Source organism: Streptomyces nymphaeiformis, from assembly GCF_014203895.1.
GTDB lineage: Bacteria > Actinomycetota > Actinomycetes > Streptomycetales > Streptomycetaceae > Streptomyces > Streptomyces nymphaeiformis.
The window spans coordinates 236,328-250,186 of the sequence record NZ_JACHJY010000011.1; the positions used below are offsets into that span (position 1 = coordinate 236,328).

General features: G+C 72.9%; 12 protein-coding genes and 1 tRNA gene. 6 read left to right on the forward strand and 7 right to left on the reverse strand.

Going from position 1 to position 13,859, the window contains the following annotated elements:
- Nucleotides 1-30: 30 nt before the first annotated feature.
- The 4 genes from GGE06_RS34360 to GGE06_RS34375 all read right to left on the reverse strand — a co-directional run bounded on the left by GGE06_RS34360 (nt 31) and on the right by GGE06_RS34375 (nt 3,631).
- Nucleotides 31-1,005 carry a ribose-phosphate diphosphokinase gene (locus tag GGE06_RS34360; RefSeq protein ID WP_116160552.1) on the reverse strand — a complete coding sequence of 325 codons (975 nt, stop codon included), beginning with the start codon at nt 1,003-1,005 and terminating at the stop codon, nt 31-33.
- A gap of 121 nt (nt 1,006-1,126) precedes the next feature.
- Nucleotides 1,127-2,572 (reverse strand): bifunctional UDP-N-acetylglucosamine diphosphorylase/glucosamine-1-phosphate N-acetyltransferase GlmU, encoded by a 1,446-nt coding sequence (glmU, locus tag GGE06_RS34365; RefSeq protein WP_116160553.1) that lies wholly within the window; start codon nt 2,570-2,572, stop codon nt 1,127-1,129.
- Between the two features lie 109 nt (nt 2,573-2,681).
- A tRNA-Gln gene (locus GGE06_RS34370) sits at nt 2,682-2,752 on the reverse strand.
- 6 nt (nt 2,753-2,758) lie between these two features.
- The gene (locus tag GGE06_RS34375; RefSeq protein WP_184932626.1) at nt 2,759-3,631 is read right to left on the reverse strand and encodes a hypothetical protein; all 873 of its coding nucleotides are present in this window, start codon (nt 3,629-3,631) and stop codon (nt 2,759-2,761) included.
- A 115-nt stretch (nt 3,632-3,746) separates the two neighbouring features.
- On the opposite strand from GGE06_RS34375, the gene GGE06_RS34380 reads away from it, so the two are divergent.
- Entirely contained in the window at nt 3,747-5,057 is a 1,311-nt protein-coding gene (locus GGE06_RS34380; RefSeq protein WP_116160555.1) for a sensor histidine kinase, read from the forward strand.
- 63 nt (nt 5,058-5,120) lie between these two features.
- Here GGE06_RS34380 and GGE06_RS34385 read toward each other — a convergent pair whose 3' ends face one another.
- Nucleotides 5,121-5,612, reverse strand: a complete 492-nt coding sequence (locus tag GGE06_RS34385) for an SUKH-3 domain-containing protein (RefSeq protein WP_116160556.1) — start codon at nt 5,610-5,612, stop codon at nt 5,121-5,123.
- Nucleotides 5,613-5,621: 9 nt separating this feature from the next.
- Nucleotides 5,622-6,134 carry a YwqJ-related putative deaminase gene (locus GGE06_RS34390; protein ID WP_116160557.1) on the reverse strand — a complete coding sequence of 171 codons (513 nt, stop codon included), beginning with the start codon at nt 6,132-6,134 and terminating at the stop codon, nt 5,622-5,624.
- Between the two features lie 279 nt (nt 6,135-6,413).
- On the opposite strand from GGE06_RS34390, the gene GGE06_RS34395 reads away from it, so the two are divergent.
- The 4 genes from GGE06_RS34395 to GGE06_RS34410 all read left to right on the forward strand — a co-directional run bounded on the left by GGE06_RS34395 (nt 6,414) and on the right by GGE06_RS34410 (nt 11,593).
- Nucleotides 6,414-7,412, forward strand: coding sequence for an SMI1/KNR4 family protein (locus GGE06_RS34395; RefSeq protein ID WP_116160558.1), 999 nt, complete (start codon nt 6,414-6,416; stop codon nt 7,410-7,412).
- 7 nt (nt 7,413-7,419) lie between these two features.
- A complete protein-coding gene (locus GGE06_RS34400; RefSeq protein WP_184932627.1) occupies nt 7,420-10,107 on the forward strand; it encodes an SUKH-4 family immunity protein in 2,688 nt (895 codons plus the stop codon).
- Nucleotides 10,108-10,235: 128 nt separating this feature from the next.
- Nucleotides 10,236-11,207 carry a coiled-coil domain-containing protein gene (locus tag GGE06_RS34405; protein WP_246532909.1) on the forward strand — a complete coding sequence of 324 codons (972 nt, stop codon included), beginning with the start codon at nt 10,236-10,238 and terminating at the stop codon, nt 11,205-11,207.
- Between the two features lie 11 nt (nt 11,208-11,218).
- Nucleotides 11,219-11,593: a VOC family protein gene (locus tag GGE06_RS34410; RefSeq protein ID WP_116160560.1), complete on the forward strand. Its 375-nt coding sequence runs from the start codon at nt 11,219-11,221 to the stop codon at nt 11,591-11,593.
- Here the strand turns inward: GGE06_RS34410 and GGE06_RS34415 are convergent.
- On the reverse strand, nt 11,590-12,474 hold the full coding sequence (locus GGE06_RS34415; protein ID WP_116160561.1) for an ArsR/SmtB family transcription factor: 885 nt from the start codon (nt 12,472-12,474) through the stop codon (nt 11,590-11,592). The two genes, GGE06_RS34410 and GGE06_RS34415, sit on opposite strands and share 4 nt — an antisense overlap.
- Before the next feature lie 87 nt (nt 12,475-12,561).
- Here GGE06_RS34415 and GGE06_RS34420 point away from each other — a divergent pair, with 87 nt between their 5' ends.
- Complete coding sequence (locus tag GGE06_RS34420; RefSeq protein ID WP_246532910.1) at nt 12,562-13,812, forward strand: MFS transporter; 1,251 nt, start codon at nt 12,562-12,564, stop codon at nt 13,810-13,812.
- Nucleotides 13,813-13,859 lie beyond the last annotated feature (47 nt).

Sequence of the window (13,859 nt, forward strand, 5' to 3'; positions counted from 1 at the left end):
AAACGGCCCTTCTCAGCTACTCGGCGAGGCTCAGTGCTCCTCGAAGAGGCTCGTCACCGAACCGTCCTCGAAGACCTCGCGCACCGCGCGGGCGATCGTCGGCGCGATCGACAGCACCGTGATCTTGTCCAGCTCGAGCGCGCCCGGAACCGGCAGCGTGTCCGTGAAGACGAACTCGCTGACCTTGGAGTTCTTCAGGCGGTCCGCGGCCGGACCCGACAGGATGCCGTGCGTGGCCGTCACGATGACGTCCTCGGCACCGTGCGCGAACAGCGCGTCGGCGGCGGCGCAGATCGTGCCACCCGTGTCGACCATGTCGTCGACGAGGACACAGACGCGGCCCTTCACGTCACCGACGACCTCGTGCACGGTGACCTGGTTGGCGACGTCCTTGTCACGACGCTTGTGCACGATCGCCAGCGGGGCGTCCAGACGGTCGCACCAGCGGTCGGCGACGCGCACGCGGCCGGCGTCCGGGGAGACGATCGTCAGCTTGTCGCGGTCGACCTTCGCACCCACGTAGTCCGCGAGGACCGGGAGGGCCGACAGGTGGTCCACCGGACCGTCGAAGAAGCCCTGGATCTGGTCCGTGTGCAGGTCCACGGTCAGGATGCGGTCGGCACCCGAGGTCTTCAGCAGGTCCGCCACCAGACGCGCCGAGATCGGCTCGCGGCCGCGGTGCTTCTTGTCCTGACGGGCGTAGCCGTACGACGGGATGATCACGGTGATGCTCCGGGCGGAGGCCCGCTTCAGAGCATCGATCATGATCAGCTGCTCCATGATCCACTTGTTGATCGGAGCCGTGTGGCTCTGGATCAGGAAGCAGTCCGCGCCGCGGGCCGACTCCTGGAAGCGGACGTAGATCTCACCGTTGGCGAAGTCGAACGCCTTGGTCGGAACGAGACCGACGCCCAGCTGGTGCGCGACCTCCTCGGCCAGCTCGGGGTGGGCGCGGCCGGAGAAGAGCATCAGCTTCTTCTCGCCGGTCGTCTTGATCCCGGTCACAGCACTGTCTCCTCAGACGTGTTCTCTGGCCGCGACCCCGCGTCTTCCGAGCGCATGTGCGTGCCAGCCGAATTTGTGTGCACGTATCACGGTACGCCGTGTTCGGCGTACCCGTTTCCGGTCAGCTTTCGCCGGCGGACTCCTCGGCGGCTGCCTGAGCGGCCTGCGCGGCAGCGCTGCCGGGCCGCTTCCGGGCCACCCAACCCTCGATATTCCGCTGCTGGCCCCGGGCCACGGCGAGCGAACCGGCCGGCACGTCCTTCGTGATCACGGACCCCGCGGCGGTGTAGGCCCCGTCCCCGATGGTGATGGGAGCCACAAACATGTTGTCCGAACCCGTACGGCAGTGAGAGCCGATCGTGGTGTGGTGCTTCGCCTCGCCGTCGTAGTTCACGAAGACGCTCGCGGCACCGATGTTCGAGTACTCGCCGATGGTCGCGTCGCCCACGTACGACAGGTGCGGGACCTTCGTGCCCTCGCCGATCGTCGCGTTCTTCATCTCGACGTACGTGCCGGCCTTGGACTTCTTGCCGAGGTTCGTCCCCGGACGGAGGTACGCGAACGGGCCCACGGAGGCGCCCTCGCCGACGACGGCGGAGAAGGCGACGGTGTTGTCCACGCGGGCGCCCTTGCCGACGGTGACGTCCGTCAGGCGCGTGTTCGGCCCGACCACGGCGTCCTCGGCGACGTGGGTGGCGCCGAGCAGCTGCGTGCCCGGCAGGATCACGGCGTCGGCCTCGAACGTCACGGTGACGTCCACGAAGACGGAGGCGGGGTCCTGGACGGTGACGCCGGCCATCATGGCCGCCTCGAGCAGCCGCTGGTTCAGCAGGGCGCGGGCCTCGGCGAGCTGGACGCGGTTGTTGATCCCGAGGATCTCGCGGTGGTCGCCGGCGAGCGACGCGCCGACCCGGTGACCGGCCTCGCGGAGGATGGACAGCACGTCGGTGAGGTACTCCTCGCCCTGGCTGTTGTCCGTCCGGACCTGGCCGAGGGCCTCGGCGAGCAGCTTCCCGTCGAACGCGAACACGCCGGAGTTGATCTCCCGGATCGCGAGCTGGTCCGCGGAGGCGTCCTTGTGCTCGACGATCTCGGTCACGGCCCCGTCGGCGTCCCGCACGATCCGCCCGTAGCCGGTGGAGTCCGGAACCTCGGCGGTCAGCACGGTCACGGCGTTGCCGTCGGCGGCGTGCGTGCCGGCGAGGGCCTTGAGCGTCTCCCCGGACAGCAGCGGGGTGTCGCCGCACACGACGACGACGGTCCCGTCGGGGGTGGCGCCGAGCTCCTCCAGGGCCATCCGCACGGCGTGCCCGGTCCCGTTCTGCTCCTCCTGGACGGCGGTCCGGGTCCCGGCGTAGTGCTCGTCCAGATGCGCCTTGACCTGCTCGCGGGCGTGCCCGACGACCACGACGAGGTGCTCGGGCTCCAGCTCCCGGGCGGCGGACACGACATGCCCGACGAGCGAACGCCCGGCGATCTCGTGCAGGACCTTGGGGGTCTTCGACTTCATGCGGGTGCCCTCACCCGCTGCGAGGACGACGACGGCTGCCGGGCGGTTGGCGCTCACGGGAATGCCCTTCGGCTTTGGGTGGTGGACCCACGAAGGATACCGGGGGGCAAGAAGGCGGACATGAGTGCGGGTCCTGACCCGTGAGGGTAGGACCCGAACCTGCGAGCTCCCGGGGGAGGACTCGAACCCCCATATGGAGAACCAAAATCTCCCGTCTTGCCCTTAGACGACCCGGGATTACCGCTATGTCCGATTCTCGTGATCGAGTGCGGTAGCCGCCCCTACTATGCCGTACCAGGCGCCCTCGATGCGACGGTACAGATCAGCGCTGCCGAGGATCTGGATCGCGAGACAGCCGTGATACTCGGCGTTCACGTTCTTGCGGTTGGTTCGCGGGTTGTGGCGCTTCACCGTCGTCTTGCCGAACTCGGAGGGGGCGACGCCGACGAGGTCGCCCCAGTACCGCTCGGCGCTGCCTGTGTCCGCGGTCTCGTGGATCATCACGTAGTACCTGCGTCGCTCGGGTTCGACGCCGAGGAGGTCGAGCCACGCGGTGAAGACGCGGATCATCCCGGGGTCGCTGTTCACGAAGGTCACGCGCTCGCGGCGGGCGTGCGGCTTGTCCTTCGTCCCTTCCGCCCAGTACAGGCCCACGCCCAGCAGGAAGAGTTCGCGCTCCGACATCGCTCCGATCTCCTCGGCCGCCGCGCGTTTGACCGACCGGCGGTTCTCCTCGCGGCGGCGCATCGTCGGCTCCCACCCCCGCCGCGCGATCTCCGACGCCTCCTCGTGGGTCCGCTTCCGTTCCGGCTTCGGGAGGTCTCTTACCCACAGGGAGATCGAGCTCTTCGAGCAGCCCAGCTCGACCTGGATCCGGTCGTAGGTCCAGCCCTGGAGGCGCAGCTCGCGGGCGCGGTCGCGGAGGTCGTCCTTCGCGTTCGGGCGCTTCGTCCACTCCGGCGGCGGTTCGCCTTCGAGCAGGCGGTTGAGGATGTCGTTGTTGTCGACGTGGAGGCGGTCGCGGATCTGGCGTCGGCTGAGGCCCTCGCGGCGGAGGGCGACGGCCTGCTCGCGCAGGTTTTCGAAGTCCGCGTACTTGCTGGTGGCGGCTGTCATACGAACACCGTCGTCCGGAATCCGGACGTCCGGATCGAAAATCTGGGCGATTCAACAGTTCGAGGGACTGGTGTGTTCGGGGTTGACGTGGGGTCCCACCCGTAGGGTGGTGGGTATGACCACAACGGGGGCGGACCGGGACGCCGAGCGCGTCAGGACTTGGTGGTGGTGGGGGAGACGGCGCAGCGCCGTGCTCGACGTGGGGCTCGCGCTGGTGTCCGCGCTGGAGTGCGCCGTCGAGGGCGTCGGGTTCGCCGACAAGGCCTCGCTGCCGGTGCCCGTGGGCGTGGTCTTCGGGCTGCTCGTCGGTTCCGTGCTGCTCTTCCGGCGCCGCTGGCCCATCGCCGTCGTGCTCGTGTCGATCGCCGTCGCGCCCGCCGAGATGGCCTTCCTCATGGGGATCGTCGGGCTGTACTCGCTCGCCGCCTCCGACGTGCCCCGGCGGATCACCGCCGTCCTCGCCGGGATGTCGACCCTCGCGCTCTTCGTCGTGACCGTCGTGCGGATGAAGCAGGACCTCGCCCAGGCCGACGTCGGCCCGCCGGACATCGATCCCAGCGGCTGGTACGTGCCGAGCGTCTCCCTCTTCATGACGCTCGGGCTCAACGCCCCGCCCGTTCTCTTCGGCCTCTACATAGGGGCGCGGCGCCGGCTCATGGAGAGCCTGCGGGAGAGGGCGGACTCGCTGGAGCAGGAGCTGTCGCTGCTGGCCGACCGGGCCGAGCAGCGGGCGCAGTGGGCCCGGCAGGAGGAGCGGACGCGGATCGCGCGGGAGATGCACGACGTGGTCGCGCACCGGGTGTCGTTGATGGTGGTGCACGCGGCCGCGCTCCAGGCGGTGGCGCTGAAGGATCCGCAGAAGGCCGTGAAGAACGCGGCGCTGGTCGGGGACATGGGCCGGCAGGCCCTGACGGAGCTGCGGGAGATGCTGGGCGTGCTCCGGGAGGAGGCGGTTCCGGCCGGGCCCGCCGCGGTGCCGCTGGCGGCCGTGGGCCGGGCGGCGGCCGCCGCCGCCGAGGCCGCCGCGGACGACGGGCCGTGTCTGGACGCCCTGGAGGCCTTGTGCGAGCAGTCGCGGCTCGCGGGGGCGGCGGTGGAGTTCCTGGTGATCGGGGAGGTGCGTCCGTACGCCCCCGAGGTGGAGCGGACGGCGTACCGGGTGGTGCAGGAGGCGCTGACGAACGTCCACAAGCACGCGGCGGGCGCGAAGGTCGTGGTGCGTCTGGCGCACCGGGACGCGGAGGTCGCGATGCAGGTGGAGAACGGGCCTTCGGACGCGGCGGTGGCCGATGTGGGGCTGCCGAGCGGCGGGAACGGTCTGGTCGGCATGCGCGAGCGGGTGCTGCGGCTCGGCGGCGTGTTCGTGTCGGGCCCGACGGACGCGGGCGGCTTCAAGGTCTCGGCGGTCCTGCCGACGGGGGCGTAGCGGAGTCGCCGGGGCCTCGCCAGGGCTTCGCCGGGGCCGGTCCGTGGCCCCGGCCCCGCCCGCCTAGCCCGCCGTCAGGCGGACCGGCTGGGCTCCTGTGATCAGGGTCGACAGGGCCGCGTCGATGTCCTTGCCCAGGTACCAGTCGCCCGCGTGGTCGAGGCTGTAGACCCGGCCCTCGGCGTCCATCGCCAGGACGGCCTGGTGGTCGCCCTCCTCGCCGAGGGGGGCGAGTTCGGTGTCGAGGGCGCGGCCGAGGTCCGCGAGGGTGCGGGAGAGGTGGAGGCCCGCGAGCGGGTCGAAGCGGACGGCGGCGGGCGCTATCTGCCGGCCGTGGCCGGGCGCGGTGATCCGCAGGCCGCCGAACTCGGCCCAGGCCTCGACCGCGGCGGGGAAGACGCTGTGCCGGTGTCCGGCGGGCGAGATGTGGGCCCGGAGCGTGTCGGCCCACTCTTCGGCGAGCTTGATGTCCCAGCGGCCGGGCTGCCAGCCGGCCTCGCGGAGGGCGGCGTCGACGTTGACCGGGAACCGGGTGGTGCTGAGGTGGTCGGGCATGGGGTGCGGTCAGCCGTTCTCGACAGGCGTGGTGGGGTCGACGGCGCGGACTCCGAAGTGGGCGAGCATCGCCGTACAGGAGCGGCAGGGTGCCGCGTAACTGCCGTGGAGCGGGTCGCCGTCCTCGCGGATGCGCCGGGCGGTGAGTTTGGCCTGCTTGAGGGAGCGCCGGGCCTCGCTGTGGGTGAGCGGCTTGCGCTGGGCGCGCTTGGAGCGGCCGTTCTCGGTGGCGGCGAGGTGCCGGGAGAGCAGGATCGCCTCGGGGCAGCGGCCGGTGAAGCGTTCCCGCTGGCTGCTGGTGAGGGTGTCCAGGAAGTCCTGGACGAGGGCGTGCAGGACGGGCGGCCGGTCGCCGCGGCCCGCGGTGCACGTGAGGGTCTCGCCGCGGACGGAAAGGGCGGCTCCCACGGTGGGGAGGATTCCGTCGCGGCGGTGCCGCAGTGAGGGCGCGCGGGTGGCCTCGGCGCTGCTGCTCCAGTTGAGGCGTGGGTCACCCTGCGTGGGTGTCGTCGCTACGTGCATGGTGCTGGTCTTCCCCTCCTGCAATCCCCCGAGTTGCGTTGGACAGCCTGCCAAATAGGGAGCCATATGGGGAAGCTGGGGCGGCGAAACGCGCCTTCGGTGTGTCGGAATCATGGTGCACCTGTCATGGCGTCGTGACAGTTGGTCACTCTCGGTCGCGGACGGATCGGGTCCGGTTCGGCCTCTTGTGGCAGCGCATAGGCTGTGCGGCATCAGTCGGCCGCAGCCGTCGGCTGTCGGTAGCAAGCAGTCAGCGACGCCATGCAGGGGGCAACCGCCATGACGACAGGTCGGCTCGGGCAGGACACCGCGCCACCGAACGCGGCCTACGCCGGGCAGGTCGTGCATTTCCCGGATCCGGTACGTGCGTCCCGGCATCCCAGAGGGGTGCGGATGGACGAGCACGGCCACCCGGACTTCTCGCCGTACGCGCGCGCGGCGGCGGAGATCGCCGATCCGCCGGAGGGTTTCGGTGTCGACGAGCTGCGTCTGACGGACTACGTGTCGGCGAACGCGGCGCTCGCGGCGACGGGTCACGAGCTGTGGGACACGATCCCGTCGGTGGCGACCCCTCACGGCTGGACGTGGCACCACGTGGCGCGTTCGCGGCGGATGGAGCTGGTCCCGGTCGAGGTGAAGGCGCTGCTCCGTCACCACGGCGGGGTGGCGACGGCCGCCGTCGACCAGTCGAAGCGGGGTACGCGTCCGCTGCAGGAGACCCGGCCGGTGCACTTCGGGCTGCCGAAGGGCCTGGTGTCGGTGTCGGAGCAGCAGCTCCAGGGCGTCGAGGAGGATCTCGGCTACCGGCTGCCGGGGGCGTACCGCTCCTTCCTGAAGGCGGCGGGCGGCTGCGCTCCGGTGGGCGCGGCGCTCGACGCGGAGCTGGGACTCCTGGTCGACCAGCCGTTCTTCACGGTGCGCGAGGAGGCGGGGGTCAACGACCTCGTCTACGTCAACAAGTGTCTGCGTGACCATCTGACGAAGGACTATCTGGGCGTCGCGTTCGTCCAGGGCGGTCTGATCGCGCTGAAGGTGCGGGGTGCGGCGGTCGGTTCGGTGTGGTTCTGCGCGTACGACGACGCGCGGGACTCCGGTGCGGCGGCGGCCGGCTGGACGGTGAACGAGCGGGTGGAGCGGCTGCTGCTGCCCTGCGGCGCGGACTTCGACGCGTTCCTCGGGCGTCTGGCGGGCAATCCGCCGGAGCTGGAGACGGTGGCGAACCTGATGGTGGACGGCGGCTTCGCGCGCGCCGTGCCCGTGGTCCCGGTGGGGGAGTGAGCTGGCTGTGGTGACGTTCGCGCAGGCGCAGGAGCGCGCCGAGGAATGGATCAACGGCGACCTGCCGGGGTACCAGCACCGCGAGGTGCGGGTGCGGGAGTTCGAGCTGGGCTTCGTGGTGTGGGCGGAGGACCGCGAGGGCGGTCCGACGTCGGACGGCGGGCGTCAGCGGCTCGTGATCGCGCGGGACAGCGGCGAGGCGACGCTGTGGCCGGGGCTGCCGGTGGGTGAGGTGATCCGGCGGTACGAGGAGGAGTACGGGGCGACGGAGGAGGTTCCCGCGCAGGCGGCGGTGCCGGCGGCGCGGATCGACCTCAACCAGACGTCGTTCCTGCTGAGTCCGCCGGAGTGGCTCCAGGACGCGGCGGACAAGATCGGTCTGCCGCGGGAGGAGTCGCACGCCTCGCAGGAGAGCGCGAGTGCGTCGCCGCCGGTGGACGACGCGTCGGACGGGGTGGGCGCGGGGGTGTCGGGGCCTTCGGCTTCGGTGGCTTCGTCGGCCTCGGACGCCGTCTTTGAGGGGGCTTCTTCTTCGGCTTCTTCGGTTTCTTCGGCTTCTTCGGGTGCGGCTTCGTCCTCGGCTTCTTCTTCGCCTTCTTCTGCCGCTTCGGTGGCGTCCCCGGCGTCCTCCGCCTCCGAGGCCCCGACCGCTCCCGTCCCTGCCGCCGAGCCCGTCGCGGCTGCGGCTGCGGAGGCCGACGCGTACGAGCCGACGGCGATGGACGGCGTTCCGGCGACCCCGGCTCCGCCCGTACCCACGCCTGCTCCCGTACCTACTCCTGCTCCCGTACCCCCGCCGTCCAGCCCGTGGGTGGACGCGAACGCGAGTTCCGGGGGTGCCGACGGGGCGGTGCCGCTGCCCGCGACCGTCTTCGCGCCGCCGCTGTCGGGCACGGACGACGAGGACGCGCCGCCGCTGTCGGTGGGCGCGGACGCGCCGACCGCGCTGATGAAGGGCGGCAGCGCGCTGCCGCCGACCGCGATCGCCCCCCGTCTCGACCCGGCCGCCCCGGCCCCGGGCGCGGTCCCGCCGGCTCCGCCGACGCCGCCCGCCCCGCAGTCTTCGCCGCAGCCCGTGCCGGCTCCCGTGCCGCAGGCCGGTGCGGGTGCGCCGCCGCCTCCGCCGCCCGCGCCCTCGGCGCCGGGTGCCGGGGACATCGCGGATGCCGCGACCAGCAAGGCCTCCCTGCCGCCGAAGGCCGGGCGCGGTCCGACGCCGCCCCCGCCGCCGGGAGTTCCGGGTGTGCCGGGTGCCTCGTCGGGCGGCAACGCGTACATCCCCACGCAGTTGGTGTCGCAGCTCGGGCCGGAGGGGCTCCAGCCGCCGGCGCAGCCGGGTCCGCCCGGGCCGCCGCCCGCGCCGGGTGCCGTGACGCCGCCGCAGCCGGTGCACCACGCGGCGACGATGCTGGCGCATCCGAACCAGGGCGGTCCGGGCGCGCCTCCGCCGCCCCCGCCGCCGCCGGGTGTGCCCGGTGGCGGTACGCCCGCGGGCGGGATCGCGCACGCCGCGACGATGCTGGCGCAGCCCGGTCCTGGTGGTCTGGGTGGTCCGGGGGCCCCGCCGCCTCCGCCCGCTCCGGCGCCGCCGGTCGGCGGTCACACGCCGCCGCCCGCGCCCGGCCCCGTGCCTCCTGGTCCCATGGCTCCGGGGCCCGTGCCTCCCGGTCCCGTGCCCGGGGCGCCCGTGCCTCCGGCGTACGGCTATCCGCAGCCGACGGGTCAGCCGACGGTCGGTCCCGGCTACCAGGCGGTGCTGCGCTACCGGGCGCCCGACGGTTCCGAGGCGCAGATCATCCGGCGTTCGGCGCCGGGCACCCCGCACCCGGAGTGGCAGATCCTGCACGAGCTGCGCGCGATGAACGTGCCGCCGCAGCAGGTGCTCGAACTCCACACGGAGCTGGAGTCCTGCGAGCTGCCGGGCGGCTACTGCGCGCGGATGATCCGGGAGACGTGGCCGCAGGCGCGGATCACCAGCATCGCCCCGTACGGCCGTGATCACGCGGGCCGTCAGCAGGGCATGCGGCAGCTCCTGACCCATCAGGGCGAGCTGCACCAGGTCGCGGACGGTCCGGCGCGGCCGGCTCCGGTGCGGGCGCCGCTGCCGCAGGTGCAGCCGGCGCCGCCGATCCCCCCGGAGGGGATCGCGCAGGAGCTGGCGGGGGCGTTCGGTCCGGGGATCCTCCGGTTCGACCAGCGGGCGGTGTCCCGTCAGGGCGTGCCGGAGCTGGTCGCGCGCACGCTGGTGTGGGCGGGGCTCCCGGCGGACTTCGGTCCGTTCTTCTGGGCGCAGCCGGCGGTTCCGGTGGTGCCGACGCTGGCGGAGCTGGCGGCGCAGCGGCAGGTTCCGGTGGCGCCGGACGCGAGCTCGTACCTGGTGCTCGGTTCGGACTTCGGTCGGGCGATCTGTGTCCAGTACGGGACCGCGCACATCGTGGCGGTGCCGGTGGAGGCCGGTCCGGGCGGGCAGTCGGTGCCGCCGCAGTTCGTGAACACGGGGCTGCCGGAGTTCGCGCGGTCGATGGCGCTGCTCGGCCGGATGTGGCGGCTGCGGTTCGGTCTGAACCCGGAGCAGGCGGGTCGCTGGACGGTCGACTTCCAGGCGCAGCTGGCGATGCTGGACCCGGCGGCGCTGTCGTCGCCGGAGAACTGGTGGTCGGTGCTGCTCGAGCAGATGTGGGACGGCCTTCTGTAGGCACTTCTGCAGGCGATGTGACGAAGGGCGCTCGACGTGTAGCCACGTTGGGCGCCTTTTGTCCGTTCTGATGCCTCATTCTTTACGGGTCGGGCTTTATGGGTCGGGGTCACGGAGAGGCGTCACGGATGGATTTCACAGTCGGGCGGGGGCGCGGTTACCGCCCCGAGCAGGTCGACCGCTACGTCGCCGGGCTCTCCGGGGAGCGCGACGCCGCCTGGGAGCGGGCGGCGCGGCTCACGGTCCTCGCGAAGGAGATGGAGACCGAGGCCGCCGGGCTCCGCCTCGCCGTCAAGCAGCTCGTTCCGCACCGGTACGAGGTGCTGGGCGAGAGTGCGCAGAAGATCCTGGAGCTGGCGGAGCGGGAGGACGAGAAGCTCGTCCGGGCCGCGGAGGCGGAGGCGCAGGCCCTCGCGGAGGCGGCCGAGGCGGCGGCCCGGGAGGCGGCGGAGGCCGCCGCGGCGTACGCGGAGGGCGTCCGCGCGGCGGCGGACGCGGCGGCGCGGGCGACCCTGGAGGAGGCCCGCGCGCGGGCCGAGGAGATGGGCACGATCGCCCGCCGTGACGCCGAGGGGGCCAGGGAGGCCGCGCGGGAGACCTTCGAGGAGACCGGGCGCCGGACGCAGGCGCTGCTCGCGGCGCAGCGGGAGGAGCACCGGACCGTACGGGACGAGACGGAGCGCTCGGCCGAGGCGGAGGCGGCGGCTCTGGACGCCCGCCACGAGGAGCTGGTCGCGGCGGCGGAGGCGTCCCTCGCGGAGACGCAGCGGGCCCTCGCCGAGACGGAGGAGCAGGCCCGGCACGGCCAGGAGGACGCCGAGGCCCACGCGGAGGAACTGCTCGCCGAGGCGAGGATGAAGGCGGAGCGGGTCGAGCGCGAGACGGAGCGGGTGCTGCGGGAGCACGAGGAGGCGCGGGAGGAGATCCACTCCACCATGGAGCACATCCGCAACTCGCTCGCGGCCCTGACGGGCGGCCGCCCGAAGGCGCCGGAACCGAAGTCGGAACCGAAGTCGGAACCGAAGTCGGAACCGAAGTCGGAACCCGAGGGGAAGCAGGGGGACTTGGAGAGCGGGGAAGGCTCCGGGGAAGCCGACTAGGCTCCCGCCCCATGCTCATGAAACTGACGGCGGTCACGCTCGACTGCGCCGACCCCATGGCCCTCGCCGCCTTCTACCAGCGGGCCACCGGGCTCCCGCTAGCCGACCGGTCCGACGACGAGTTCGCGGGACTGCGCGGGGCGGACGGCCTGTTCCTCGGCTTCCAGCGCGTCGAGGGCTACCGTCCCCCGTCCTGGCCGGGCCAGGAGGTCCCGCAGCAGCTGCACCTCGACTTCGACGTCGACGACCTCGACGAGGCCGCGGCCCGCCTGGTGGAGTGGGGTGCGACCGTCCCGGACGTCCAGCCCCGTCCGGACCGGTGGCGGGTGGTCCTCGACCCGGCGGGACACCCGTTCTGCCTGACGGTCCCGCGCGCGTCGGCCTAGGGTTTGTTCGGCGGATCAGGGTCGGACAGGCCCTGGGCGGCCGTCCGTCCCAGCAGCGCCCGGCCGAGTTCGCTCGCCCGGTAGTACACCTCGCGCCGGTACCGGTGCGAGGTCACCAGGCCCGCGTCCCGCAGCACCGCGAGGTGCTGCGAGACCGCGCCCACGCTGAGCCCGGTCTGCAGGGCGAGCCCGGTCGTGGTGGTCGGGGTGCTTGTACGCCCCAGGAGTCCCGCCCGGCTGCGCCCGAGGAGCCGCGCGAGTCCGTCCTCCGGCTCGGCGCGCCGCTCCCACAGGGTGCCGACGGCCCGCGCGGGATAGACGAGGCAGGGCGGGGGGCCGGAGGGGCGCCCCGGCAGCAGGACGCAGCGGGTCGTGAAGGCGCTCGGGGCGAGGGTGATCCCGCCGCCGTCCAGGGCGGGGCCCCGGGCCGGGAGGCCGGGCCCGGTGAGCCGGTCCTCCGCCCAGCGCAGGCTGGGGTGGAGGTGCGCGAAGACCTCCTGGATGCCGTCCTCGGTGAGCTGCCGCGTGCGGTACGCGAGGTCGGCCTCCAGGACGGCCCTGATCCGGGGCCAGTACGGCCGCACCCCGGCCGCCCACCAGCCGAGCAGGGCCTCCGCGAGGTCCGGCGGGCCCGCGAACAGGGCGAGCTCCTCCTCGATCTCGGCGAGCGGGCAGCGCGGCGGAGGAGCGAGCACTTCAAGGTCGGGCAGGTGCGGGAGCAGGCCGGTGCGCTCCCGGCCGACGGTCAACGCCGTTTTGATCCAGGGGAGATGGAGGGCGTGGCGCCCCGGGTCGGCGGAGGCCCGCAGCGCGGCGACGGACTCCCACAGGGGTGACACGGCGAACCGGAGCTGCGCCAGGTCGTCGACCCCGAACCGCATCTCTCCCACCGGCACCCCCGCCCACGAGCTTTTCGCCCAGACTAAAACAATGGTCGGCCCCGGCCGGGGGTGATGGTGTTCGCCGACATGACCACCACCTCTCCCGTCCGTCCCTCCTCCCGTCCTCCCCGGCTCCACCGGCTGCCGGACTTCCGCCGGCTGTGGATCGGCGACACCGTCAGCCAGGCCGGCACCGCCGTCACCGTCCTCGCGCTCCCCCTCGTGGCGATCGGCCCGCTGCACGCGTCCCCGTTCCAGGCGGGACTCCTGGTGACGTGCGAGTTCCTCGGTTTCCTCCTGCTCGGGCTGCCCGCCGGGGCGTGGGTGGACCGGATGCGCCGCCGCCGCGTGATGATCGTGGGCGATCTGGGCCGGGCCGTGCTGCTCGCGAGCCTCCCGGTCGCGGCGTGGCTCGGCGTGCTGACGCTGCCTCAGCTGTACGGGGTGGCCTTCGGGTTGTCGGTCTGCACGGCCTTCTTCGACATCGCATACCAGAGCCACCTGCCCGAACTCGTCGACGAGGACCGGCTGGTGGAGGCGAACGTGGCCCTGGAGGCGTCCCGTACGGTCACGGCCGCCGGCGGTCCCGGCGCGGGCGGCGCGCTCGTCGCGGCGGTGACGGCCCCGGTGGCGCTCGCCGTCGACGCCGTCAGCTACCTCGTCTCCGCGCTGCTCCTCTCCCGGATCCGCCGCCCCGACCCGCGCCCGGCGCGGGCGGCGGGGGCCGGGCTGCGGGAGGAGATCGCCGAGGGGCTGAGGTTCGTGGCGCGCGACCGGCTGCTGCGGGCGCTGACGCTCGCCGCCACGATCTCCAACGCGTGCGGCACGGTCGGCGCCTCCATGCTCCTGGTGCTGCTCGCGGGGGACCTGGGCATGTCGCCGTTCCTGTGCGGGCTCGTGTTCACGGCGGAGGCGCTCGGCGGCTTCCTCGGCAGCCTCCTCGTCACCCGGGTCGCGGTCCGGCTCGGCGAAGGCCGCGCGATGATCGCCTCCGTGGCGGTCAGCGGGGTGCTGTGGCTGTTCGCGGTGCCGTTCTTCCACGCGGACGCGCGGTACGCGGTGGCGTGCCTGCTCCAGGGGCTTGGCTGGACCGCCTTCATGACCTTCAAGATCAGTGCGGTGTCCCTCCGTCAGCGCCTCACCCCCGCCCCGCTCCTCGGCCGCGTGAACGCAACCTTCCGCTTCCTGGCGTGGGGCTCCATGCCGCTCGGCGCCCTGGCGGGCGGGCTCGTGGGGCAGTACGCGAGCGTGCGGGCGGCCCTGTGGACGGGCGCGGTCGGCGAACTGCTCGCGGTGGTGCCGCTGGTGGTGGCGGTCCGGAGGCGGAGGGAGACGTGACGGGAGGGGGGGCCGCTATTCTCCTCCTCTCCAGGGGAGGGAACGAC